Source organism: Ottowia thiooxydans, from assembly GCF_040548795.1.
Taxonomy (GTDB): Bacteria; Pseudomonadota; Gammaproteobacteria; order Burkholderiales; family Burkholderiaceae_C; genus Ottowia; species Ottowia thiooxydans_A.
This window is the reverse complement of the sequence record NZ_JBEPSH010000003.1, coordinates 294,364-315,713: the sequence shown is the minus strand read 5'-3', so window position 1 is coordinate 315,713 and position 21,350 is coordinate 294,364. Positions and strand designations below refer to the sequence as shown.

22 protein-coding genes and 1 tRNA gene are annotated in these 21,350 nt (G+C 57.0%); 21 read left to right on the top strand and 2 right to left on the bottom strand.

The window, feature by feature from the left end:
* The first annotated feature begins 11 nt into the window (after positions 1–11).
* The 19 genes from secG (at position 12) to ABIE13_RS08230 (ending at position 16,794) form a co-directional block, all read left to right on the top strand.
* Entirely contained in the window at positions 12–461 is a 450-nt protein-coding gene (secG, locus tag ABIE13_RS08320) for a preprotein translocase subunit SecG (protein WP_354442665.1), read from the top strand.
* Between the two features lie 126 nt (positions 462–587).
* Positions 588–672 (top strand) — tRNA-Leu (locus ABIE13_RS08315).
* A gap of 48 nt (positions 673–720) precedes the next feature.
* Positions 721–1,080 carry an NADH-quinone oxidoreductase subunit A gene (locus ABIE13_RS08310; protein ID WP_354442664.1) on the top strand — a complete coding sequence of 120 codons (360 nt, stop codon included), beginning with the start codon at positions 721–723 and terminating at the stop codon, positions 1,078–1,080.
* A gap of 46 nt (positions 1,081–1,126) precedes the next feature.
* Entirely contained in the window at positions 1,127–1,606 is a 480-nt protein-coding gene (locus tag ABIE13_RS08305) for a NuoB/complex I 20 kDa subunit family protein (protein WP_231693005.1), read from the top strand.
* 2 nt (positions 1,607–1,608) lie between these two features.
* The gene (locus ABIE13_RS08300; RefSeq protein WP_354442663.1) at positions 1,609–2,229 is read left to right on the top strand and encodes an NADH-quinone oxidoreductase subunit C; all 621 of its coding nucleotides are present in this window, start codon (positions 1,609–1,611) and stop codon (positions 2,227–2,229) included.
* Between the two features lie 30 nt (positions 2,230–2,259).
* Positions 2,260–3,510, top strand: coding sequence for an NADH-quinone oxidoreductase subunit D (locus tag ABIE13_RS08295; RefSeq protein ID WP_354442662.1), 1,251 nt, complete (start codon positions 2,260–2,262; stop codon positions 3,508–3,510).
* On the top strand, positions 3,507–4,040 hold the full coding sequence (gene nuoE / locus ABIE13_RS08290) for an NADH-quinone oxidoreductase subunit NuoE (RefSeq protein ID WP_354442661.1): 534 nt from the start codon (positions 3,507–3,509) through the stop codon (positions 4,038–4,040). The genes ABIE13_RS08295 and nuoE overlap by 4 nt, the downstream gene beginning before the upstream one ends.
* A complete protein-coding gene (gene nuoF, locus ABIE13_RS08285) occupies positions 4,037–5,389 on the top strand; it encodes an NADH-quinone oxidoreductase subunit NuoF (RefSeq protein WP_354442660.1) in 1,353 nt (450 codons plus the stop codon). Before nuoE ends, nuoF begins: the two co-directional genes overlap by 4 nt.
* A 17-nt stretch (positions 5,390–5,406) precedes the next feature.
* Positions 5,407–7,587, top strand: coding sequence for an NADH-quinone oxidoreductase subunit NuoG (nuoG, locus tag ABIE13_RS08280; RefSeq protein ID WP_354442659.1), 2,181 nt, complete (start codon positions 5,407–5,409; stop codon positions 7,585–7,587).
* Positions 7,584–8,660: an NADH-quinone oxidoreductase subunit NuoH gene (gene nuoH, locus ABIE13_RS08275; protein WP_354442658.1), complete on the top strand. Its 1,077-nt coding sequence runs from the start codon at positions 7,584–7,586 to the stop codon at positions 8,658–8,660. The genes nuoG and nuoH overlap by 4 nt, the downstream gene beginning before the upstream one ends.
* Positions 8,661–8,825: 165 nt before the next feature.
* Positions 8,826–9,335: an NADH-quinone oxidoreductase subunit NuoI gene (gene nuoI / locus ABIE13_RS08270; protein WP_354442657.1), complete on the top strand. Its 510-nt coding sequence runs from the start codon at positions 8,826–8,828 to the stop codon at positions 9,333–9,335.
* 35 nt (positions 9,336–9,370) lie between these two features.
* Positions 9,371–10,051: an NADH-quinone oxidoreductase subunit J gene (locus ABIE13_RS08265; protein WP_354442656.1), complete on the top strand. Its 681-nt coding sequence runs from the start codon at positions 9,371–9,373 to the stop codon at positions 10,049–10,051.
* Positions 10,048–10,356: an NADH-quinone oxidoreductase subunit NuoK gene (gene nuoK / locus ABIE13_RS08260; RefSeq protein WP_354442655.1), complete on the top strand. Its 309-nt coding sequence runs from the start codon at positions 10,048–10,050 to the stop codon at positions 10,354–10,356. The genes ABIE13_RS08265 and nuoK overlap by 4 nt, the downstream gene beginning before the upstream one ends.
* 1 nt (position 10,357) lies before the next feature.
* Positions 10,358–12,391 carry an NADH-quinone oxidoreductase subunit L gene (gene nuoL / locus ABIE13_RS08255; RefSeq protein WP_354442654.1) on the top strand — a complete coding sequence of 678 codons (2,034 nt, stop codon included), beginning with the start codon at positions 10,358–10,360 and terminating at the stop codon, positions 12,389–12,391.
* Positions 12,392–12,407: 16 nt separating this feature from the next.
* Entirely contained in the window at positions 12,408–13,883 is a 1,476-nt protein-coding gene (locus ABIE13_RS08250) for an NADH-quinone oxidoreductase subunit M (RefSeq protein WP_354442653.1), read from the top strand.
* A gap of 10 nt (positions 13,884–13,893) precedes the next feature.
* Positions 13,894–15,381: an NADH-quinone oxidoreductase subunit NuoN gene (gene nuoN, locus ABIE13_RS08245; RefSeq protein ID WP_354442652.1), complete on the top strand. Its 1,488-nt coding sequence runs from the start codon at positions 13,894–13,896 to the stop codon at positions 15,379–15,381.
* A gap of 4 nt (positions 15,382–15,385) precedes the next feature.
* Positions 15,386–15,691, top strand: a complete 306-nt coding sequence (locus ABIE13_RS08240; protein WP_354442651.1) for a DUF2818 family protein — start codon at positions 15,386–15,388, stop codon at positions 15,689–15,691.
* A gap of 15 nt (positions 15,692–15,706) precedes the next feature.
* Positions 15,707–16,318, top strand: a complete 612-nt coding sequence (locus ABIE13_RS08235; RefSeq protein WP_354442650.1) for an NUDIX hydrolase — start codon at positions 15,707–15,709, stop codon at positions 16,316–16,318.
* Complete coding sequence (locus ABIE13_RS08230) at positions 16,315–16,794, top strand: DUF1178 family protein (protein WP_354442649.1); 480 nt, start codon at positions 16,315–16,317, stop codon at positions 16,792–16,794. The genes ABIE13_RS08235 and ABIE13_RS08230 overlap by 4 nt, the downstream gene beginning before the upstream one ends.
* Before the next feature lie 59 nt (positions 16,795–16,853).
* On the opposite strand, the gene fnr is transcribed toward ABIE13_RS08230, so the two are convergent.
* Positions 16,854–17,594: a fumarate/nitrate reduction transcriptional regulator Fnr gene (gene fnr / locus ABIE13_RS08225; protein WP_354442648.1), complete on the bottom strand. Its 741-nt coding sequence runs from the start codon at positions 17,592–17,594 to the stop codon at positions 16,854–16,856.
* 513 nt (positions 17,595–18,107) lie between these two features.
* Here fnr and hemN point away from each other — a divergent pair.
* Both hemN and ABIE13_RS08215 read left to right on the top strand, forming a co-directional pair.
* Entirely contained in the window at positions 18,108–19,490 is a 1,383-nt protein-coding gene (gene hemN / locus ABIE13_RS08220) for an oxygen-independent coproporphyrinogen III oxidase (protein WP_354442647.1), read from the top strand.
* A 106-nt stretch (positions 19,491–19,596) separates the two neighbouring features.
* Positions 19,597–20,277: a sulfite exporter TauE/SafE family protein gene (locus ABIE13_RS08215; protein ID WP_354442646.1), complete on the top strand. Its 681-nt coding sequence runs from the start codon at positions 19,597–19,599 to the stop codon at positions 20,275–20,277.
* A 19-nt stretch (positions 20,278–20,296) separates the two neighbouring features.
* Here the strand turns inward: ABIE13_RS08215 and ABIE13_RS08210 are convergent, their stop codons facing one another.
* Complete coding sequence (locus ABIE13_RS08210) at positions 20,297–21,115, bottom strand: sulfite exporter TauE/SafE family protein (RefSeq protein WP_354442645.1); 819 nt, start codon at positions 21,113–21,115, stop codon at positions 20,297–20,299.
* Between the last annotated feature and the right edge of the window lie 235 nt (positions 21,116–21,350).

Sequence of the window (21,350 nt, the reverse complement as noted above, 5' to 3'; positions counted from 1 at the left end):
GGAGTAATTGAATGAATATCGTTTTGAACTTGCTGCTCGCGGCTCAGATCATTTCAGCGTTGGTCATGATTGGTTTGATCCTCATCCAGCACGGAAAAGGTGCGGACATGGGCGCTGCTTTTGGTAGTGGCAGTTCCGGCAGCCTGTTCGGCGCCAGCGGCAGTGCCAACTTCCTCTCGCGTGCGACCGCTGGCCTTGCCACTGTGTTTTTTGCCTGTACGCTCGCACTGGCCTATTTTGGCGTAGGGGTTCGCTCAACGGCACCTACAGGCGGCAGCGTGCTGGATCGTGCCGCGGTCGTGGCTCCCGCCGCGTCACAGGCAGCATCTGGTGCTCCTGCTGCTACAGGCGCCAATGCCATTCCTGGCGGTAGTTCCACTGCGCCTGCAGCGGGTGCGCAAACCCCCGCTACGCCTCCAGCGCCAGCCGCTTCGGGGGCAGGGCAGATCCCTTCCAAGTAAGCTTCGTGCAAGATGTCTAAAAAACCTTGCGTGCACCCTGGAAGTGATGGTTTTTCAGGGTAAACTCCTAGATTAATTCGGTAGGCATTAAATCCCTTTAAAGAGGAGCTTACCTAAGCAGACTTAGCCGTCGTGGTGAAATTGGTAGACACGCTATCTTGAGGGGGTAGTGGCGAAAGCTGTGCGAGTTCGAGTCTCGCCGACGGCACCATAAAAGTACTGAGGGGTTCGCCCCTCCAGTCGCGAGAGAGCAAACCCCATGAACCTGGCTCAATACCTGCCCGTCCTTCTCTTCATTTTGGTCGGTCTTGCTGTCGGTGCCTTGTGTCTTGGTATGGGGGCTTTTCTCGGTCCCAACAGGCCCGATGCGGCCAAAAACTCTCCTTACGAGTGTGGATTCGAGGCATTCGAGGATGCGCGCATGAAGTTTGATGTGCGCTATTACCTTGTTGCCATTCTGTTCATTCTTTTTGATCTGGAGATCGCTTTTCTTTTCCCATGGGCTGTGGCGCTCAAGGATGTCGGGCTCACCGGCTTTATTGCTGTGGTGATCTTCCTGGCCATTCTTGTCGTCGGCTTTGTTTACGAGTGGAAAAAGGGCGCGCTGGATTGGGAGTGACAGTGCACGTGATCCACGCAATCCCACAATACGCAGGATAACGGCCATGATCGAAGGCATGATGGAAAAGGGTTTCGTCACCACGAGTTTTGACTCGGTGATGAACTGGGCCAAGACGGGTTCGCTTTGGCCGGTGACATTCGGTTTGGCGTGCTGCGCGGTCGAGATGATGCACGCGGCAGCAGCGCGTTACGACATCGGCCGTTTCGGCGCCGAGGTGTTTCGCGCCAGCCCCCGGCAGTCTGACTTGATGATTGTTGCCGGTACTTTGTGCAACAAGATGGCTCCGGCCTTGCGTAAGGTTTACGACCAGATGGCCGAACCGCGCTGGGTTATCTCCATGGGCTCTTGTGCCAATGGCGGTGGCTACTATCACTACAGCTATTCAGTGGTTCGCGGTTGTGATCGCATCGTGCCGGTGGATGTGTACGTGCCTGGTTGCCCTCCGACGGCTGAAGCTTTGCTCTACGGCATCATCCAGTTGCAGCAAAAAGTACGCCGCACCAACACCATTGCGCGGGTTTGAGCATGGCAGATAAATCAATTGACTATGCAATCACGCCAGCAGCGCTGAAGGACAGAATCGTTTCTGTCCTTGGTGAGCAGGCTCTGAATGTGGCCATTGCTCTGGGCGAAGTCACGGTAACCGTGGGCCCATCCGAATACCTTTCGGTCATGAAATTGTTGCGCGACAGCGAAGGCTGCCGCTTTGAGCAGCTCCTGGATCTGTGTGGCGTGGATTATTCTGCCTACGGCGATGGCATCTGGGAAGGCGCGCGCTATGCGGTGGTCTCCCATTTGATCTCTGTGAGCTTGAATCAGCGCGTGCGTGTCCGTGTGTTCTGCGCTGACGATGACTTTCCGGTGGTTCCATCCGTCAATGAGTTGTGGAACTCGGCCAACTGGTATGAGCGTGAGGCATTTGACCTCTACGGCATTCTTTTTGAGGGTCACACCGACCTGCGTCGCATCCTGACAGACTACGGCTTCATTGGTCATCCGTTCCGCAAGGATTTCCCACTTACAGGTCATGTCGAAATGCGCTATGACGCTGAGCGCAAGCGCGTGATCTACGAGCCTGTCAGTATTGAACCGCGCGACGTGACGCCTCGCATCATTCGCGAAGAAAATTATGGGGGAGTGCACTAAGGGCGCTTAGCGTCTTTGGCTTATTGACTCATGGCTGAGATCAAGAATTACACCCTGAACTTCGGGCCGCAGCATCCTGCTGCGCACGGCGTATTGAGGCTCGTCCTGGAGCTTGATGGTGAGGTCGTGCAACGTGCCGATCCTCATATCGGGCTGCTCCATCGCGCCACAGAAAAACTCGCAGAGCACAAAACCTTCATCCAGTCGCTGCCTTATATGGACCGGCTGGATTATGTGTCCATGATGTGCAACGAGCATGCCTACTGCCTGGCTATTGAAAAGCTGCTGGGCATTGAGGTGCCTATTCGTGCGCAATATATCCGTGTGATGTTCTCCGAGATCACTCGGTTGCTCAATCACCTGATGTGGCTCGGCTCGCACGGTAACGATTGCGGCTCTTCTACCATTTTGATCTACACCTTCCGTGAGCGGGAGGATTTGTTCGATATCTACGAGGCGGTTTCTGGTGCCCGCATGCATGCGGCCTATTTCCGTCCCGGTGGCGTTTATCGCGATTTGCCGGACACCATGCCTCAGTACCGCAGCAAGATCCGCGGCACCAAGTCGCTGGAGCAGCAGAACGCGGCCAGGCAAGGTTCCTTGCTGGACTTCATTGACGATTTCACCAAGAGATTTCCTGGTCTGGTGGATGAGTATGAAACTCTGCTTACCGATAACCGCATCTGGAAGCAGCGCACGGTCGGAATCGGCGTTCTGAGTCCGGAGCGTGCGCTCAATCTTGGTATGACCGGCCCTATGTTGCGGGGTTCTGGTATTGCCTGGGATTTGCGCAAGAAGCAGCCCTACGAAGTCTACGATCGCGTTGATTTCGATATCCCGGTCGGCAAGACCGGCGACAGCTACGACCGCTATCTCGTGCGTGTGCAGGAGATGCGTGAATCCAACCGCATCATCAAGCAGTGCGTGGATTGGTTGCGCGCCAATCCTGGTCCGGTGATTGTGGACAACCATAAGGTCGCTCCGCCAAGCCGCGTGGCAATGAAGACCAACATGGAAGAGCTGATCCACCACTTCAAGCTCTTTACCGAAGGCATGCATGTGCCCGCAGGTGAGGCTTACGCGGCAGTGGAACATCCAAAGGGTGAGTTCGGCATCTACCTTGTCAGCGATGGTGCCAACAAGCCCTACCGCTTGAAGATTCGTGCGCCTGGCTTTGTGCATTTGGCGGCACTCGATGAAATGGTGCGGGGCCACATGCTGGCTGACGCCGTTGCCATTATTGGCACGCTGGATATCGTGTTTGGAGAGATTGATCGATGATCTCTGATGTATCTTCTCAGGTGACCGCCAAGGCGGCGCCGTTTTCCGCTGCGACGCTCGCGCGTTTTGCTCGCGAAGTTTCCAAGTACCCTGCCGATCAGAAGCAATCTGCCGTCATGGCCTGCCTGGCCATCATCCAGCAGGAGCAGGGCTGGGTCAGTCCTGAAAGCGAGCAAGCCTTGGCCGGCTACCTGGGCATGGCGCCCATTGCCGTGCACGAGGTCAGCAGCTTCTACAACATGTACAACCAGCGCCCGGTTGGTCGCTACAAGCTCAACGTTTGCACCAATCTTCCATGTCAATTGCGAGATGGTGCCAACGCGCTGGCCTACCTTGAGAAAAAGCTCGGCATTGCCGCCGGTGAGACAACGCCTGACGGCATGTTCACCTTGCAGCCAAGCGAATGCCTTGGTGCTTGTGCTGATTCACCCGTCATGCTGGTCAATGATCGTTCCATGTGCAGCTTCATGAGTGAAGACAAGCTCGACCAGCTGATCGATGGCCTGAAGAACGCGGAGGGCAACCAATGAGAGCCGATCAGGTCTTATCGCAGTTTGCCGCTACAGGTGTGCAAACCTGCTTCCATGGCCGCCACATCAATCCTCAGATTTACGCAGGACTGGATGGTGCGAACTGGAGTCTGAAAGAATACGAAGCTCGCGGAGGCTACCAGGCGCTGCGCAAGATTCTGGGAAAAGACGGTGGTGAAGGGCTCACGCCAGATCAAGTGATCGCCACGGTCAAGGAGTCCGCGTTGCGTGGTCGTGGCGGCGCGGGTTTCCCTACAGGCTTGAAGTGGAGCTTCATGCCGCGCCAGTTTCCGGGTCAGAAGTACCTGGTCTGCAATTCCGATGAGGGTGAGCCTGGGACATGCAAGGACCGTGACATCCTCATGTACAACCCGCACATCGTCATCGAAGGCATGGCCATTGCTGCCTATGCCATGGGCACCAGCGTGGGTTACAACTACATCCACGGCGAGATTTTCCAGGTTTACGAGCGTTTCGAAGAAGCTCTGGCTGAGGCGCGTGCCGCGGGCTACCTGGGTGATGGCATTCTCGGCAGCGGATTCAACTTCCAGTTGCATGCCCATCACGGGTTTGGCGCTTACATCTGCGGTGAGGAAACTGGTTTGCTGGAATCGTTGGAAGGCAAAAAAGGCCAGCCACGCTTCAAGCCGCCTTTTCCTGCCAGCTTCGGCATGTATGGCAAGCCGACCACCATCAACAACACCGAGACTTTCGCTGCTGTTCCGTGGATCATCCGCAATGGTGGCCAAGCCTACCTGGAGTGCGGCAAACCCAACAACGGCGGCACCAAGATCTACTCCATCAGCGGTGATGTCGAGCGGCCTGGCAACTACGAGATCCCCATGGGAACTCCGTTTTCCACATTGCTCGAGCTCGCAGGTGGCGTGCGCGCTGGCCGCCAGCTCAAGGCGGTGATTCCGGGTGGGTCTTCATCCCCCGTCTTGCCTGCGTCCATCATGATGGATTGCACCATGGACTACGACTCCATCGCCAAGGCCGGATCCATGCTGGGTTCGGGTGCGGTCATCGTCATGGACGATTCACGGTGCATGGTGAAATCCCTGCAGCGCCTCTCGTACTTCTACATGCATGAGTCTTGTGGCCAATGCACGCCTTGCCGTGAGGGTACAGGCTGGCTCTGGCGCATGGTTGACCGCATCGAGAGTGGGCACGGTAAACCCAGCGACATGGATCTGCTTGATTCCGTCGCCGGCAACATCATGGGCCGCACCATCTGCGCACTCGGAGATGCAGCCGCCATGCCGGTGCGAGCCATGCTCAAGCATTTCCGCCACGAATTTGAACACCACGTCGAGCATAAGACCTGCATGGTCTCTGCTCACGTTTGATCCGGCTAAGAAGCGCCATGGTTGAAATCGATATCGACGGCAAAAAGGTCGAGGTGACCGAAGGCAGCATGATCATGCATGCTGCGGACAAAGTCGGCACCTACATTCCGCATTTTTGCTACCACAAGAAGCTGTCCATTGCTGCCAACTGCCGCATGTGCCTGGTGGATGTGGAAAAGGCACCCAAGCCTATGCCTGCCTGCGCCACACCTGTGACGCAAGGCATGATCGTGCGTACCAAGAGTGATAAAGTGGTTCTGGCGCAGAAGTCCGTCATGGAGTTTCTGCTCATCAACCACCCACTTGATTGCCCCATCTGCGACCAGGGCGGTGAGTGCCAGCTGCAGGATCTGGCTGTGGGTTACGGCGGCTCTGGCTCGCGCTACGAGGAAGAAAAACGCGTGGTCTTCCACAAGGATGTGGGCCCATTGATCTCCATGGAGGAGATGACGCGTTGCATCCACTGCACCCGCTGTGTGCGCTTCGGCCAGGAAATCGGCGGCATCATGGAGTTGGGCATGTCCAATCGTGGCGAGCATGCCGAGATTGGAACCTTTGTCGGGCTGTCGGTGGACTCCGAGCTCTCCGGCAACATGATCGATATTTGCCCGGTCGGCGCGCTCACCAGCAAACCGTTCCGCTACAGCGCCCGTACCTGGGAGCTTTCCCGACGCAAATCTGTCAGCCCACACGATTCGACCGGCGCCAACCTGATCGTCCAGGTCAAGAACCATCGCGTCATGCGCGTGGTCCCGCTGGAAAATGAGGCGGTCAATGAATGCTGGATTGCAGACCGAGATCGTTTCTCCTATGAAGCGCTGAACGGTCCTGAGCGTCTGACATCTCCCATGCTCAAGCAGGGCGGTGAGTGGAAAGAAGTCGATTGGCAGACCGCACTCGAATATGTGGCTACTGGTCTGAACAATATCAAGTCCGAGCACGGTGCCAATCGTATCGGGGCGTTGTTCAGCCCTCACAGTACCTTGGAAGAACTCTACCTGGGCGCCAACCTGCTGCGCGGCTTGGGTAGTGAGAACATTGACCACCGGTTGCGCCACACAGAGTTCGCGCCGGCAGAAGGCGTGCGCTGGCTCGGAACCACGATTGCTTCGTTGTCCAACTTGCAATCCGCCCTCATCGTTGGTTCCAATCTGCGTAAAGATCATCCGCTCTTCGCGCAACGTATTCGCCAGGCCACCCGAAATGGCGCCGCCGTTGCTGCCATTACCTCTCAAGCGCTCCTGACATCCGCAGATGCATGGGCGATGCCGCTCAAGCATTGGATGGTAGGCACGCCTGGAGAGTGGATTTCGGCATTGGCCGACGTAGCAGGTGCCATTGCTGCAGAAAAAGGTGTGACCGCTCCTGGCGTGGCCCCTGCTGCAGAGCAAACCAGCGACGGCGCGAAAGCGATCGCACGCATGCTGGCCTCCGGTGAACGCAAAGCCATCTTGCTGGGCAATGCTGCTGCCCATCATCCTGATGCATCCAGCTTGCTGGCGCTTGCCAACTGGATCGGTGAGCAGACCGGAGCGAGCGTTGGCTACCTGACAGAAGCTGCCAATACAGTGGGCGCTCAGTGGGTCAATGCTTTGCCAGGGCAGGGCGGCCAGAATGCCAGCCAGATCCTGGCCGGCAACATGAAAGCTACGCTCTTGTTCAACTGCGAACCCGCATTTGACGCTGCAAACGGGTCTACCGTATCCCAAACGCTTCAAAACAGCGAAATGGTGGTGACGCTCAGCCCGTTCAAGGCCAATATGGACGTCAGCGATGTGCTGTTGCCCATCTCTCCGTTTACTGAAACGTCCGGTACTTTCGTCAACGCCGAAGGACGTGTGCAGAGCTTCCACGCCGTGGTTCGGCCGCTTGGCGACACACGCCCTGGCTGGAAAGTGCTTCGCGTTCTGGCCGACATGCTGGGCGTGCCCAACATGGCTTTCGATTCGTCTCAAGAGGCTTTGGAGCGCGCACTCGGTGCAGCAGGCGTCAACGCTCTGCCAACTGAGCGCTTGAGCAATGCCACCAAGGCGACTGCCAAAGCCAGCGCAGTGCCATCTGCAGCAACAGCAGCGGCGGACGCCATGAAGCCTGTGGGTATCTATGAGCTCGACGGCATCGTACGCCGTGCGCCATCTCTGCAGCTGACTGCAGATGCGCGCCAATCTGCTCACGTTCTCGAGGGAGCCACGTCATGATCGACGCACTCTACAACGGGGGCTTGAATCTTTTTGCAGCGACCTGGTGGTCTCAGCTGGCGTGGCCAGTGATCTGGATCATGATGAAAATCGTCGTGATCCTGCTACCTCTGATGGGCGCTGTGGCTTATTTGACGCTGTGGGAGCGAAAGCTTCTTGGCTGGATGCAGGTGCGTCACGGACCTAACCGTGTGGGGCCCTTCGGCCTGCTGCAGCCTATCGCCGATGCAGTCAAACTGCTCACCAAGGAAATCATCCAGCCGACAGCTGCCTCCAAAGGCTTGTTTCTGCTGGGCCCATTGATGGCCATCATGCCTGCGCTGGCAGCCTGGGCCGTGATTCCCTTCGGTCCCGAAGTGGCGCTTGCCAATGTCAATGCCGGCTTGCTGCTGGTGATGGCCATCACTTCGATCGAGGTCTATGGTGTGATCATTGCCGGTTGGTCATCCAACTCCAAATACGCCTTCCTCGGAGCATTGCGTGCTTCGGCGCAAATGGTGAGCTATGAAATTGCCATGGGCTTTTGCTTCCTGGTGGTGCTCATGGTCTCCGGTAGCATGAACCTGACCGAGATCGTGTTGGCGCAGGGGCGCGGCATGGCTGCTGACGGCGGTGTTGGCTTGCTCTCCTGGAACTGGCTGCCACTGCTGCCCATCTTTGTGGTCTACCTGATTTCCGGTGTGGCCGAAACCAACCGCCACCCGTTCGACGTTGTTGAAGGTGAGGCTGAGATCGTCGCTGGCCACATGGTTGAATACTCGGGCATGGGCTTTGCCGTCTTCTTCCTGGCGGAATACGCCAGCATGTGGCTGGTGTCCATTCTGGCAGTGATCATGTTCCTCGGTGGTTGGTTGTCGCCTTTCGCTGCGTTGGACTTCATCCCCGGTTGGATTTGGTTGGCGATCAAAACCTTCGCCGTCGTCTCCATGTTCATCTGGATCCGCGCGACTTTCCCGCGGTTCCGCTATGACCAGATCATGCGTCTGGGATGGAAGATTTTCATTCCAGTCACACTGGTGTGGCTGCTTGTCGTCGGGGCGTGGATGCACACACCCTGGAATATCTGGCACTGAACCTGGAACCGGTAGTTGACCGCTTGTAATTTTCATGAGGGCCGCATGACCGCTTTCTTTTCTGGCTTTCACCCAAGAGGTGAGGGTGCCGTATATCTGATCGGTTCGCCACTGGGTGAGCCGGCGACGTTCACTTGTCGCTTCTAGGTCGGACGGAGAATGACCATGGCTTCCGTAGCTGCTTCACCTTTTTCAGTTAAAGACTTCCTCAAGAGCTTCATGCTCGTGGAACTGCTCAAGGGCATGGCCCTGACCGGCCGTTACGCCTTCAGTCGCAAGGTTACGGTGCAGTACCCTGAGGAAAAGACACCTCTGTCCCCGCGCTTTCGGGGTCTTCATGCGCTGCGCCGTTATGAAAATGGCGAAGAGCGTTGCATCGCATGCAAATTGTGTGAGGCTGTTTGTCCCGCCGTTGCCATCACCATTGAGTCTGATGTGCGCGCGGATGGATCGCGCCGCACTACGCGCTACGACATCGACCTGACGAAATGCATTTTCTGCGGCTTCTGCGAAGAAAGCTGCCCGGTCGATTCGATCGTCGAAACGCACATCTTCGAATACCACGGAGAAAAGCGGGGCGACCTGTACTTCACCAAAGAGATGCTGCTTGCAGTGGGCGACCGGTACGAACCCGAAATCGCCGCTGCCAAAGCAGCTGATGCCAAGTTCCGCTGATCCGGCCCGGCTCGCTTACTAGAACGATACGATCCATGGACGTCACGACTGGTTTCTTCTACCTGTTCTCGTTAGTGCTGCTTTTTGCGGCCTTTCGAGTGATCACTGCGCGCAACCCTGTGCATGCAGTGCTGTACCTCATGCTTGCGTTTTCGCAGGCATCTGGCATCTGGCTATTGCTCAGAGCTGAGTTCCTGGCCATTGTGCTGGTGCTGGTTTACCTGGGCGCCGTCATGGTGCTGTTCCTCTTTGTCGTGATGATGCTGGACATCAACATCGACAGCATGAGGCAAGGCTTCTGGAAGCATTTCCCGCTGGCGCTGGGTGTGGGTGCACTCATTTCTCTTGAAATGGCTGTGGTGTTGATCGGCGGTTTCCGCTCTGGACAAGCCCCTGTGATCCCAGAGACCGTTCTCAATGCAGCAGGGCAGGCCGTTCAGTACTCCAATACCAAGGCTCTGGGCACACTGCTCTATACGAAGTACCTCTATCCGCTGGAAATCGCAGCCGTTATTTTGTTGGTGGCCATGGTTGCAGCCATCGCTCTCACCCTGCGCCAGCGCAAAGACAGCAAGGCTCTCAATCCTTCCGTGCAGGTGAAAGTGCGGGCTCGTGATCGGCTTACGGTGGTGTCCATGGCGCCCACTCAAGACGCGCCTCCTCCAGCACCTCCCGCTGACGAAGTGCCGCCTTCCGCTGAAGGAGCCAAGAAATGACTTTGACACTCGCGCATTACTTGACACTGGGCGCCATCTTGTTCGCCCTTTCGGTGGTGGGTATTTTCTTGAACCGCAAGAACCTCATCGTGCTCCTCATGGCCATTGAGCTCATGCTCCTGGCCGTGAACATGAACTTCGTGGCGTTCTCCCACTATCTGGGGGATATGCATGGTCAGGTCTTCGTGTTCTTCATCCTGACCGTGGCTGCCGCTGAGTCAGCCATCGGTCTTGCGATTCTCGTGCTGCTGTTCAGAAACAAGAACAGCATCAACGTAGACGAACTCAATTCGCTCAAGGGATAAGATGAGTCAGACCCTTTCCGCTTCCACGCTGCTCGCGGTGCCTCTTGCTCCGCTGGTGGGCTCGGCGCTGGCAGGCATTCTTGGTACGGCTTTTGGCGGCAATCGCATCGGTCGTACAGCATCGCATACAGCGACTATTCTGGGCGTTTTCATTGCCTTGGTGATCTCCGTCATGACGCTCAAGAGCGTCGTCATGGATGGTGCCTACTTCAACGAAACGCTCTATGAGTGGATGGTTGTTGGCAACTTGAGAATGGAAGTGGGCTTCCTCGTGGACAGCCTCACTGCCATGATGATGTGCGTGGTGACCTTCGTGTCGCTCATGGTGCACGTCTACACCATTGGCTACATGGCAGAAGATGACGGCTATGACCGTTTCTTCTCCTATATCTCGCTGTTCACTTTCTCCATGCTGATGCTGGTGATGAGCAACAATTTCCTTCAGCTGTTCTTCGGCTGGGAAGCTGTGGGTCTGGTCTCCTATCTGCTGATTGGCTTCTGGCACAACCGTCCTACGGCGACCTTCGCCAACATGAAGGCGTTCCTGGTCAACCGTGTGGGCGATTTCGGCTTCATTCTCGGCATTGGGCTGATTGCAGCTTTTGCCGGTACGCTCAGTTATTCAGAGACCTTTGCCAAGGCTGCAGAACTTTCGGCCATGCAATTGCCTGGGTCTGACTGGGCGCTCATCACGGTGATCTGTATTTGCCTGTTCATTGGTGCCATGGGTAAGTCGGCCCAGTTTCCCTTGCACGTGTGGTTGCCCGACTCCATGGAAGGCCCAACGCCCATTTCTGCGCTGATTCACGCCGCCACGATGGTGACGGCAGGGATTTTCATGGTCGCGCGCATGTCGCCGCTGTTCGAGCTTTCTGATACAGCGCTCAACTTCATCCTGATCATCGGGTCGATCACGGCGCTCTTCATGGGCTTTCTGGGCATCATCCAGAATGACATCAAACGCGTTGTGGCGTATTCGACACTCTCGCAGTTGGGCTACATGACAGTGGCGCTGGGCGCATCCGCGTACCAGGTTGGCGTGTTCCACCTGATGACGCACGCTTTCTTCAAAGCCTTGCTCTTCCTTGCTGCAGGCTCCGTGATCATGGGACTGCACCACAACCAGGATATCCGCTGGATGGGCGGCGTTCGCAAGTACATGCCCATCACCTGGATCACGTTCTTGCTCGGCTCGCTGGCACTGATTGGCACCCCGTTCTTCTCCGGTTTCTATTCCAAGGATGCCATCATCGAAGCGGTACACGCCAGCCAGTTGCCTGCTGCCGGATTCGCCTATTTTGCGGTGCTCGCAGGTGTGTTCGTCACGGCGTTTTATTCGTTCCGCCTCTACTTCCTGGTGTTCCACGGTAAGGAGCGCTACGACCAGAATCCTGATGCTCACCACGACGACCACCACGCGCATGATGACCACGGTCATCACGGGCATGACGAGAAACCGCACGAGACTCCATGGGTGGTCTGGCTGCCTCTGGTAGCGCTGGCCGTTCCCTCGGTGCTCATCGGTGCGATGACGCTGATGCCCATGCTGTTCGGTGATTTCTTCAAGGGTGTGATCTACGTGGACGGTGCGAAGCACGGTGCCATGGGTGAGTTGTCTGAAGTCATTCATGGCTGGCTGCCGATGGCGCTGCACGGCTTCATGACGCCTCCCTTCTGGCTGGCTCTGGCAGGCGTTGCTCTGTCGTACTACATGTACATGATCAACCCGGCCTTGCCTGCTCGTATTCAGCGCATGTTCCAACCAATTTACACCCTGTTCGAGAACAAGTACTACCTCGACTGGTTCAACGAAAATGTGATCGCCAAAGGCGCTCGCGTCATCGGAACAGGACTGTGGAAGGGCGGGGACCGTGCCATCATTGACGGTGCCATCGTCAACGGCTCATGGAAGCTCGTGGCCTGGATTTCCGGCGTGGTACGCCGTCTACAGACCGGTTATCTCTACCAGTACGCACTGGTAATGATCCTGGGTATCTTCGTGCTCATGACGTACTTCGTCTGGCTCAACAAATAATAGGAACACCAAGAAAATGGGTTGGTTGAGCCTTGCCATCTGGACGCCGATTGTTTTCGGCGTGGTTCTGCTGGCGTTCGGCCGTGAAAGTCAGGCGCAAATGGTGCGCTGGTTGGCTTTGATCGGATCGATCATCAGTTTTATAGTGACACTGCCGCTGTACACGGGCTTCAAGCTCGGAACGGCCGCGATGCAGTTTGTCGAGAAGTCGCCCTGGATCGAGCGCTTCAATGTCAATTACCACCTGGGCGTAGACGGAATTTCTGTCTGGTTCGTGTTGTTGACAGCTTTCATCACGGTGATCGTGGTCATTGCAGCCTGGGAAGTCATTGAGCGCAAGGTCAACCAGTACATGGCGGCCTTCCTGATTCTCTCCGGGCTGATGATCGGCGTGTTCTCCGCGCTGGACGGCCTGCTGTTCTATGTCTTCTTTGAAGCCACTCTCATCCCGATGTACCTCATCATCGGTATCTGGGGCGGCCCGAACAAGATTTATGCGGCCTTCAAGTTCTTTCTGTACACGCTGCTGGGCTCCTTGCTGACGCTGGTGGCATTTATTTATCTGTACACCCGCTCCGGTGGCAGCTTCGATATCCTGACCTGGCACGCTCTGCCTCTGTCGGGCACGGCTCAGACCTTGATTTTCTTCGCCTTGTTTGCTGCCTTCGCGGTCAAGGTGCCTATGTGGCCTGTTCACACCTGGTTGCCTGATGTGCACGTGGAGGCGCCTACGGGCGGCTCGGCAGTGCTGGCGGCCATCATGTTGAAACTGGGTGCCTACGGTTTCCTGCGTTTCTCATTGCCCATTACCCCGGACGCCTCTCAGGAGTGGTCGGGACTCATGATCACGCTGTCATTGGTGGCTGTGATCTACGTGGGCCTCGTGGCGTTGGTGCAGCAGGACATGAAGAAGCTGGTGGCTTATTCGTCTGTTGCTCACATGGGTTTCGTGACGCTGGGCTTCTTCCTCTTCAACGACCTTGGAATTGCGGGCGGCATCGTGCAGATGATTGCCCACGGCTTTGTCTCTGGCGCCATGTTCCTGTGTATTGGCGTTCTGTACGACCGCGTTCATTCGCGGGAAATCTCGGCCTACGGCGGCGTCGCCACCACCATGCCTCGTTTCACGGTTTTTGCACTGCTGTTCTTCATGGCCAACTGCGGTTTGCCAGGTACTGCAGGCTTCGTGGGTGAATGGATGGTGATCCTGGGCGCAGTGCAAGCCAACTTCTGGATTGGCCTGCTGGCGGCTACAGCTCTGATTTCTGGCGCAGCCTACACCTTGTGGATGTTCAAGCGCATCTACTTTGGCCCTGTGACCAATGACAACGTGCGCGGTCTGACCGACATCAACTCGCGCGAATTTTTCATGCTGAGCCTGCTGGCATTGGCGGTGTTGGGCATGGGTATCAATCCCAAGCCATTTACCGATGTGATGGACGCGTCTGTCGCGAACCTGATCAAGCAGGTTTCGGTGTCCAAACTGAATTGAGGGCCAGGAGATGATTGACGGATTCAGTTGGATTTCGATTTACCCGGAGATTGTTCTGCTGGCGATGGCCTGCGTGATCGCCCTGGTTGATTTGCTGGACAGCAGCGAGCGTAGAACCGCGACCTACATCCTCTCTGTTCTGACCTTGCTTGTGTTGTCTGTGCTGACGGGCATTTATGCCTACGGTGGTCAGACCATTTACGGTTTCGGCGGTATGGTGGTGAGCGACTCGCTTGCCAACTGGTTGAAATGCTTTGCTGCATTGGCCAGCGCTGTGACCTTGGTCTACGGCCGCACCTACATGCGTGAACGAGGTGTGCTCCGCGGGGGAGAGTGGTTTGTTCTGAGCCTGCTGTCCTTGCTGGGCGTCTTCGTGATGATTTCCGGCAACAATTTCCTGCTGATCTATCTCGGCCTGGAGTTGCTCACGCTGGCCAGTTACGCCATGGTCGCGCTGCGGCGTGACCACACAGTGTCGGTGGAAGCGGCCATGAAGTATTTTGTGCTGGGCGCCATGGCTTCGGGTTTCCTGCTGTACGGTCTGTCCATGCTTTATGGCGCGACCGGAACGCTTGATATTGGCGCTGTCTACAAGGCTGTGGCCTCCGGTCAGATTCGGCACCAAGTGCTGATATTTGGTCTGGTGTTCCTGGTGGCAGGTCTGGCTTTCAAGTTCGGCGTGGTGCCGTTCCACATGTGGATACCCGATGTCTATCAAGGTGCTCCCACAGCGGTGACTTTGACCATTGGTGCGGCGCCCAAGCTCGCCGCCTTTGCAATTGCCATTCGCTTGCTCGTGGAGGGCTTGTTGCCCCTTGCGTTCGACTGGCAGCAGATGCTGGGCTTGCTGGCTGTGGCCTCGCTCCTGATTGGTAACCTGGCTGCTATTGCGCAGACGAACCTGAAGCGCATGCTGGCCTACTCGACCATTGCGCAGATGGGCTTCGTTCTCTTGGGCCTGACCGCCGGCGTAGTCAACGGAAATGCGCTCTCGGCTGCCAACGCTTACAGCTCTGCGATGTTCTACATCGTGACCTATGTGCTCACCACACTCGCGACCTTCGGCATCATCATGCTGCTCTCGCGTGAAGGATTTGAGAGCGAGGAAATTGTCGACCTGGCCGGTCTCAACCAGCGCAGCCCGCTGTATGCCGGCATCATGGCCATCTGCCTGTTCTCATTGGCTGGCTTGCCTCCCATGGTGGGCTTCCAGGCCAAGCTTTCTGTTTTGCAAGCTCTGGTGAGCACGGGCCAGTCGATTTACATCGGTTTGGCGGTGTTCTCGGTGATGGTCTCGCTGATTGGCGCGTTCTACTATTTGCGCGTTGTGAAGGTCATGTACTTTGACGACCCCGTATCTGATTCGCCTATTTCCGCTCCGGCTGACATGCGCGCCGTGCTGACGCTCAATGGTGCCTTGGTCCTCGTGCTGGGCATTGTGCCTGGCGCCTTGATGGCACTTTGTGCCAAGGCCGTTGTGCAGATGCTGGGAACATAAAGGGATGTCCCAGACCTTCTCGATCTGGTTCCTGATTGTGGCGGCGTTCATTGGCGCCAATCTACCGTTTGTGAACCAGCGTCTGATGTTGGTGCTTCCGCTGCCCGGTGGCCGAAAATCCCTGGGCTGGCGTCTGGCGGAGCTGATCGCCTGGTTTTTCATCGTAGGCGGTGTAGGTATGGCGTTTGAACAGCGGGCCGGACAGATCGCTCCACAGGGGTGGGAGTTCTACGCTATTACGGGTTCATTGTTCTTGACTTTCGCCTTTCCGGGCTTCGTGTACCGCTACATGTTGCTTCGTGGCCGTTGATCCCGCTGGTTCGTGATGAGCTCCGATACGAAGCTTAAAGAGACCCGGATCAGCAGCGAAGAAGTGCTGCAGGGCGACTTCTTGCACGTCTTTCGCGATACCGTGCGATTGCCGGATGGTGAGCAGGCCAGCCGAGAATACATTGTGCATCCGGGCGCAGTCATGGTGATTCCGCTGATTGATGCAGAGGATGGCTCGGTGAGGGTACTCATGGAGCGCCAGTTCCGCTACCCGGTAGGGCAGGTCATGATTGAGTTTCCGGCAGGAAAGCTTGACAAGGGTGAATCGCCGCTGTCTTGCGCGCAACGTGAGTTGCGCGAGGAAACTGGTTACTCTGCGACGCATTGGGCACGCGCCGGTTTATTGCATCCTGGCATTTCATATTCCACTGAATTTATAGAGATCTGGTTTGCCCGTGGTCTTTCGGTTGGTGAATCGCAACTGGATGCTGGGGAGTTTCTCGAGGTATTCAGCGCCACACCCCAGGAAATCTTTGAAGGCTGCCATAATGGTTGGATCACCGACGGGAAAACCTTGACAGGCGCGTTGTGGTTGCAGAATGTCCTGGCGGGAAATTGGACCCTGCATTGGCAGACTCTCCAAACTGGCGACAAGGGGGCAGTATGAAAGTATTTGATCTGCAATGTGCCCATGGCCACGTTTTTGAAGGCTGGTTCTCGTCGGAAGATGATTATCAGAACCAGATTTCCAGTCACTTGCTGGCGTGTCCCATGTGCAGCGAGACATCCGTTACCAAGTTGCCAAGTGCGCCCCGCTTGAACTTTGGTGCCGCTGGTACGGACTCACCCACAGCTGAAAGTGTCAAAACGCCATCTGCGGACGCCACTGCGGAGTCTGTGGCGGCGCTTCCAGCGGCTGCTCTGCAGGCTGCCTGGATGCAAATGGTGCGCAGGGTGGTCGCCAATACAGAAGATGTGGGCGAGCGATTTGCTGAAGAAGCCCGCCGTATTCATTACGGAGAGGCAGATGAGCGTGGTATTCGAGGGCAGGCCAGCAAGGAAGAAACTGAAGCCCTGCTGGATGAGGGCATTGCAGTCGTGCCGCTCCCGGTGCCGCATGGCTTCAAAGAAACCTTGCAGTAACTACTCAGGCTCGGCAGTCTGAGAAGTCACTAATAGCGTAGCCGCAAGCAGCGTGGGTCTTACGCGCAGCGCTTGAGTGCTGCGCCAGCTTCGTGAGGAGCCACAACCGCACGCAGCGCATCCGTGTCAAGGATGCGAACGTGCCGTTGCTTGACTTCGACCAAGCCTTCTTCTGCGAACTTTGAGAAAGCACGGCTCACGGTCTCAAGCTTGAGGCCGAGATAGCTGCCTATTTCCTCGCGCGTCATTCGCAAGACCAACTCCGATTGGGAAAAGCCCCGAGCGTGCAAGCGTTGCACGAGGTTGAGCAGGAAAGTGGCCAGACGTTCTTCGGCTCGCATGCTGCCCAGCAGCAGCATCACACCATGTTCACGCACGATTTCCCGGCTCATGATCTTGTGCACGTGGCTTTGCAATGCAGGTACTTCTCGGGAAAGCTCTTCAATGCGGTCAAAGGGCAGGACGCACACTTCGGCGTCTTCCAGGGCGACGGCGTCGCACGTGTGATGGTCTCCCACAATGCCATCAAGGCCAATGATCTCGCCGGCCATTTGAAAGCCGGTGACTTGGTCTCTGCCGTCTTCGGTGGCGATGCAGGTCTTGAAAAAGCCGGTACGGATTGCGTAGAGTGCGGTAAAGCGTTCACCGTTGGAAAACAGGGGAGCACCCCTGCGGATCTTGCGGCGAGTGGCGACCAGTTCGTCGAGCCTGCCCAGATCTCCGACGGACAAGTCCATGGGCATGCACAACTCTCGAAGGTTGCAGTTGGAGCACGCGACTTTGATGGCTTGAGGAGTCATGGTTCCCAGCGACAGTAGGCTTAGTGCCCCGACCCGGAGGTATCGGACCAAGATGAAAGTGATGGATTCGTTCCCAGGCCTGGGCGCACACCGCAGCCATAGCCGTAACGGCGAGGGGGTGCAACGACGTCATGGGGGCGAAGACGCGCTTTCATGTTTCGATACCTCCGGGTCGGGGCACTAATGGTCTAGCGTGGTGAGTTGGAGGCTCGCTCTGAGCGCTGAATCTATAGGAATCGGTGTCAGCAAGGAAAACATGGGTAATACCTATCAAATGGCGAGGCCATTCCAAACGGCAACGATCTTATGCGGCACGGTGTGCGCCTGGATCTCCCTGGTTTCTTTAAAGCGAACTTCCAATTCAAGACACTAGCATTGGAAAGTTCATTGTAGGCCACGAAACAGATTTGATATGTGGCAATTTGCCCCAGGCCGTCTCGATCTCTTGATCCTGGTCAAGGACATTCATTTCTTCGTGCGTCACCATTGTCACTGCTGCAAAAGGATGCTCAGATGACAATCGCCACCCCCGAATTACTTGAACGTTTCGACGTGCCTGGGCCACGGTATACCTCCTACCCGACAGCAGACCGATTTGTAGAAGCATTTGACGAAGTGGCCTATACCCAGGCCTTGGAGCAAAGGCGCATGGGGCCGGCTGCGCTGGCGTTACCCCTGTCGCTTTATGTGCACATCCCATTTTGCGAGTCCCTTTGCTACTACTGTGCCTGCAACAAGATCATCACCAAACATCATGAGCGGAGCGCGCCCTACCTGCGCTATCTGGCGCGCGAAATTGAGTTGCATGTCGCGCGCATAGGTTCGGGCGTCAGTGTCAGCCAGTTGCATTTGGGTGGGGGCTCCCCCACGTTCCTGAGTGACGATGAGCTGACCGAACTCATGAGCATGTTGCGGCGCCATTTCAATCTGGCGCCAGGGGGTGAATACTCTATTGAGATCGACCCGCGGACGGTGGATGAGGAAAGGTTGAAGACCCTGGCACGCCTTGGATTCAACCGCCTGTCGTTTGGTGTGCAGGATTTTGATCCACAAGTGCAAAAAGCCGTTCACCGCACGCAACCAGCCGAGCAAGTCTTTGCGTTGGTGGAGGCTGCCAGGCGCATTGGGTTCGAATCGATCAACGTGGATCTGATCTACGGTCTGCCAAGGCAAACTCCCACGTCCTTCAATCGCACGCTGGAACAGGTGGCCGAACTCAGGCCCGACCGGATTGCTCTCTACGGCTACGCCCATTTGCCCGAGCGCTTCAAACCTCAGCGGCGCATCATTGCCATCGACCTGCCGGGCGCTGGCAATAAAGTGACTATGCTCTCGCGCGCTTTGGCTGCTTTTGAAGCTGCTGGGTATGTGTATGTCGGCATGGATCACTTTGCCCTCCCCAACGATTCGCTTGCGGTGGCCAAACGCCAAGGGCGACTGCATCGCAACTTCCAGGGCTACAGTACGCAGCCCGATTGTGATTTGATTGGCCTGGGGGTGTCTGCCATCGGCAAGGTGGGCGCCACTTATAGCCAGAATGCCAAAACCCTGGCCGAATATCAGGACGCGCTGGATCATGGTCACCTGCCCATTGCGCGTGGCCTGGCGGTTTCGCGCGACGATCTGGTGCGGCGGTCCATCATCATGGCTTTGATGTGCCAGGGCCGGTTGCAGTTTGAGTCCATTGAAATCGCACATCTGATCGACTTCAGGAAATCATTCGCGGCTGAGCTGGAGGCCTTGCGAGACATGCAGGAGCAAGGGCTGGTAGAGTTGTCCGACACAGGCATAGAGGTGACTTCCATGGGGTGGTTCTTTGTACGCGGTGTAGCCATGGTGTTCGACAGGTATTTGCAGGACGACCGTACGAGAGCGCGTTTCTCGAAAATCATCTGAAACCCGGTGAGCTTTCAGGATAAAACCCTGCGTCGCTGATTCAGATCACGCTATCTTCCCGATCCACTTGGCCTGATCAGTCGTTACATACAACTCTCTCCTAGTCATGTTGGCCTCCCTTGCATTCACTGCCTTCCTGATGGGATTGGCTGGTGGTCCGCATTGCCTTGCCATGTGCGGTGCCGCGTGCGCGGGTATCGGGCAGACCGCAGGCGATAGGCGCACCTCTGCCATGGGGTTGTTTCAGCTGGGGCGGGTTGTGGGTTACTCAGCCCTGGGAGGGGTCGCCGCTGCTTCGCTTCAGGGTATTGGCTGGCTGACTACGCAAAGCGCCGCCATCCGGCCTGTCTGGACTCTTTTCCACGTGGCGGCGGTGGTTTTAGGGCTGCTGCTGGTGGTTCGGGCGCGGCAGCCGATTTGGTTGGAGCAGGGGGCACGTCGCGTTTGGGCAGCCGTCCGTGGATTTCAACAGCGCCGCGGTCGCAGCGCTCCTCTTGCCATCGGCGCGCTTTGGGCGTTCATGCCCTGTGGCTTGCTTTACTCAGCGTTGATGGTGGCTGCACTTGCAGGCAGCATCGCAGGCGGCGTGGTAACCATGGCCCTCTTTGCGCTCGGCAGCAGTGTATCGCTCATGATTGGGCCGTGGCTCTTGCTGCGGCTTCCGGCTGGCAGCCGGGGGGAGTGGGGCATGCGCGCCGCTGGATTGGCGCTGCTGCTGGCTTCAGGCTGGGCGCTCTGGATGGGGTTGGCACATGATCAAGCGCCTTGGTGCATTACCCCCACCTGAGTTGGCTTGGAGTGTGATCCTACAGCGCCGAAAGCCCTTTGTAGAGCATGTAGGCAGCCAGCATATACAAGATGGTGGCCAGAGCCCGCTTGAGCTTCTTCACCGGCAAAGCATGGGCGGCGCGCGCTCCCAGCGGGGCCATCAGCACGCTGCATGAGGCGATGATGATCAGGGCTGGTAGCCACAGGTAGCCGAAAGAATAGGGCGGCAGACCGTCTATGTGCTGGCCGGCCACGATGTACCCCGCCACGTTGGCCACTGCGATAGGGAAGCCGAGCGCAGCGCTGGTGGCCACCGCATTGTGAATGGCCACATTGCACCAGGTCATGAACGGTATGCTCACAAAACCGCCTCCTGCGCCGACCAAGCCCGACAGAAGGCCGATGAAGCCACCCGCGCCCAGCAGACCCGCAGGGCCCGGAATTTGCCGTGTGGGCTTGGGCTTCTTGTCGAGAAACATCTGTGTGGCCGAAAACCCGACGAAGGCGGCAAATACCAGGGCCAGCACGGATCCCTTGAGCAGTGAAAAAATGCCAAGGCTGGCAGCCATGGCACCGAGCACGATGCCTGGAGCAAGGCTCTTGACGATGTCCCAGCGTACGGCCCCCCGCTTGTGATGGGCGCGAACACTGCTGATGGAGGTGAAGATGATGGTGGCCATGGAAGTGGCAATAGCCATCTTCACTGCCAATCCGGGGGCGACCCCGCGGGCCCCCAGGATCGCGGAGATGAACGGCACCATGATCATGCCGCCGCCAATTCCCAGCAGACCGGCCAGGAAACCGGTGGCGATACCCAGTAGGGCAAGTTGGAATATCAGCAGGGGTTCTAAGGGCATGGGCCAAATAGTCGAAAAAATGCCAGACGCCCCCGTAGGGCCGTCAATCATCGACATTGCTGCTTTGATGGAGGGGGTTCAGAGCGCGGGCGCTTGGACGCTTGAAAATAGGTGTCTGCGAATGCCACCGAGCCGTCATCCTGAACGCAGGGTTCAGGTGGGCGAGGTCAGACTGATCTTGGGTTCGTCTAACGCGAGACGATCACGCTGACCAGACGATGTTCCAAGCCCTTGC

Coding starts and splice junctions, on each gene's coding strand:
- secG (WP_354442665.1), top strand. CDS start 12: ATGAATATCGTTTTGAACTTGCTGCTCGCGGCTCAGATCATTTCAGCG.
- ABIE13_RS08310 (WP_354442664.1), top strand. CDS start 721: ATGAACCTGGCTCAATACCTGCCCGTCCTTCTCTTCATTTTGGTCGGT.
- ABIE13_RS08305 (WP_231693005.1), top strand. CDS start 1,127: ATGATCGAAGGCATGATGGAAAAGGGTTTCGTCACCACGAGTTTTGAC.
- ABIE13_RS08300 (WP_354442663.1), top strand. CDS start 1,609: ATGGCAGATAAATCAATTGACTATGCAATCACGCCAGCAGCGCTGAAG.
- ABIE13_RS08295 (WP_354442662.1), top strand. CDS start 2,260: ATGGCTGAGATCAAGAATTACACCCTGAACTTCGGGCCGCAGCATCCT.
- nuoE (WP_354442661.1), top strand. CDS start 3,507: ATGATCTCTGATGTATCTTCTCAGGTGACCGCCAAGGCGGCGCCGTTT.
- nuoF (WP_354442660.1), top strand. CDS start 4,037: ATGAGAGCCGATCAGGTCTTATCGCAGTTTGCCGCTACAGGTGTGCAA.
- nuoG (WP_354442659.1), top strand. CDS start 5,407: ATGGTTGAAATCGATATCGACGGCAAAAAGGTCGAGGTGACCGAAGGC.
- nuoH (WP_354442658.1), top strand. CDS start 7,584: ATGATCGACGCACTCTACAACGGGGGCTTGAATCTTTTTGCAGCGACC.
- nuoI (WP_354442657.1), top strand. CDS start 8,826: ATGGCTTCCGTAGCTGCTTCACCTTTTTCAGTTAAAGACTTCCTCAAG.
- ABIE13_RS08265 (WP_354442656.1), top strand. CDS start 9,371: ATGGACGTCACGACTGGTTTCTTCTACCTGTTCTCGTTAGTGCTGCTT.
- nuoK (WP_354442655.1), top strand. CDS start 10,048: ATGACTTTGACACTCGCGCATTACTTGACACTGGGCGCCATCTTGTTC.
- nuoL (WP_354442654.1), top strand. CDS start 10,358: ATGAGTCAGACCCTTTCCGCTTCCACGCTGCTCGCGGTGCCTCTTGCT.
- ABIE13_RS08250 (WP_354442653.1), top strand. CDS start 12,408: ATGGGTTGGTTGAGCCTTGCCATCTGGACGCCGATTGTTTTCGGCGTG.
- nuoN (WP_354442652.1), top strand. CDS start 13,894: ATGATTGACGGATTCAGTTGGATTTCGATTTACCCGGAGATTGTTCTG.
- ABIE13_RS08240 (WP_354442651.1), top strand. CDS start 15,386: ATGTCCCAGACCTTCTCGATCTGGTTCCTGATTGTGGCGGCGTTCATT.
- ABIE13_RS08235 (WP_354442650.1), top strand. CDS start 15,707: ATGAGCTCCGATACGAAGCTTAAAGAGACCCGGATCAGCAGCGAAGAA.
- ABIE13_RS08230 (WP_354442649.1), top strand. CDS start 16,315: ATGAAAGTATTTGATCTGCAATGTGCCCATGGCCACGTTTTTGAAGGC.
- fnr (WP_354442648.1), bottom strand. CDS start 17,594: ATGACTCCTCAAGCCATCAAAGTCGCGTGCTCCAACTGCAACCTTCGA.
- hemN (WP_354442647.1), top strand. CDS start 18,108: ATGACAATCGCCACCCCCGAATTACTTGAACGTTTCGACGTGCCTGGG.
- ABIE13_RS08215 (WP_354442646.1), top strand. CDS start 19,597: ATGTTGGCCTCCCTTGCATTCACTGCCTTCCTGATGGGATTGGCTGGT.
- ABIE13_RS08210 (WP_354442645.1), bottom strand. CDS start 21,115: ATGCCCTTAGAACCCCTGCTGATATTCCAACTTGCCCTACTGGGTATC.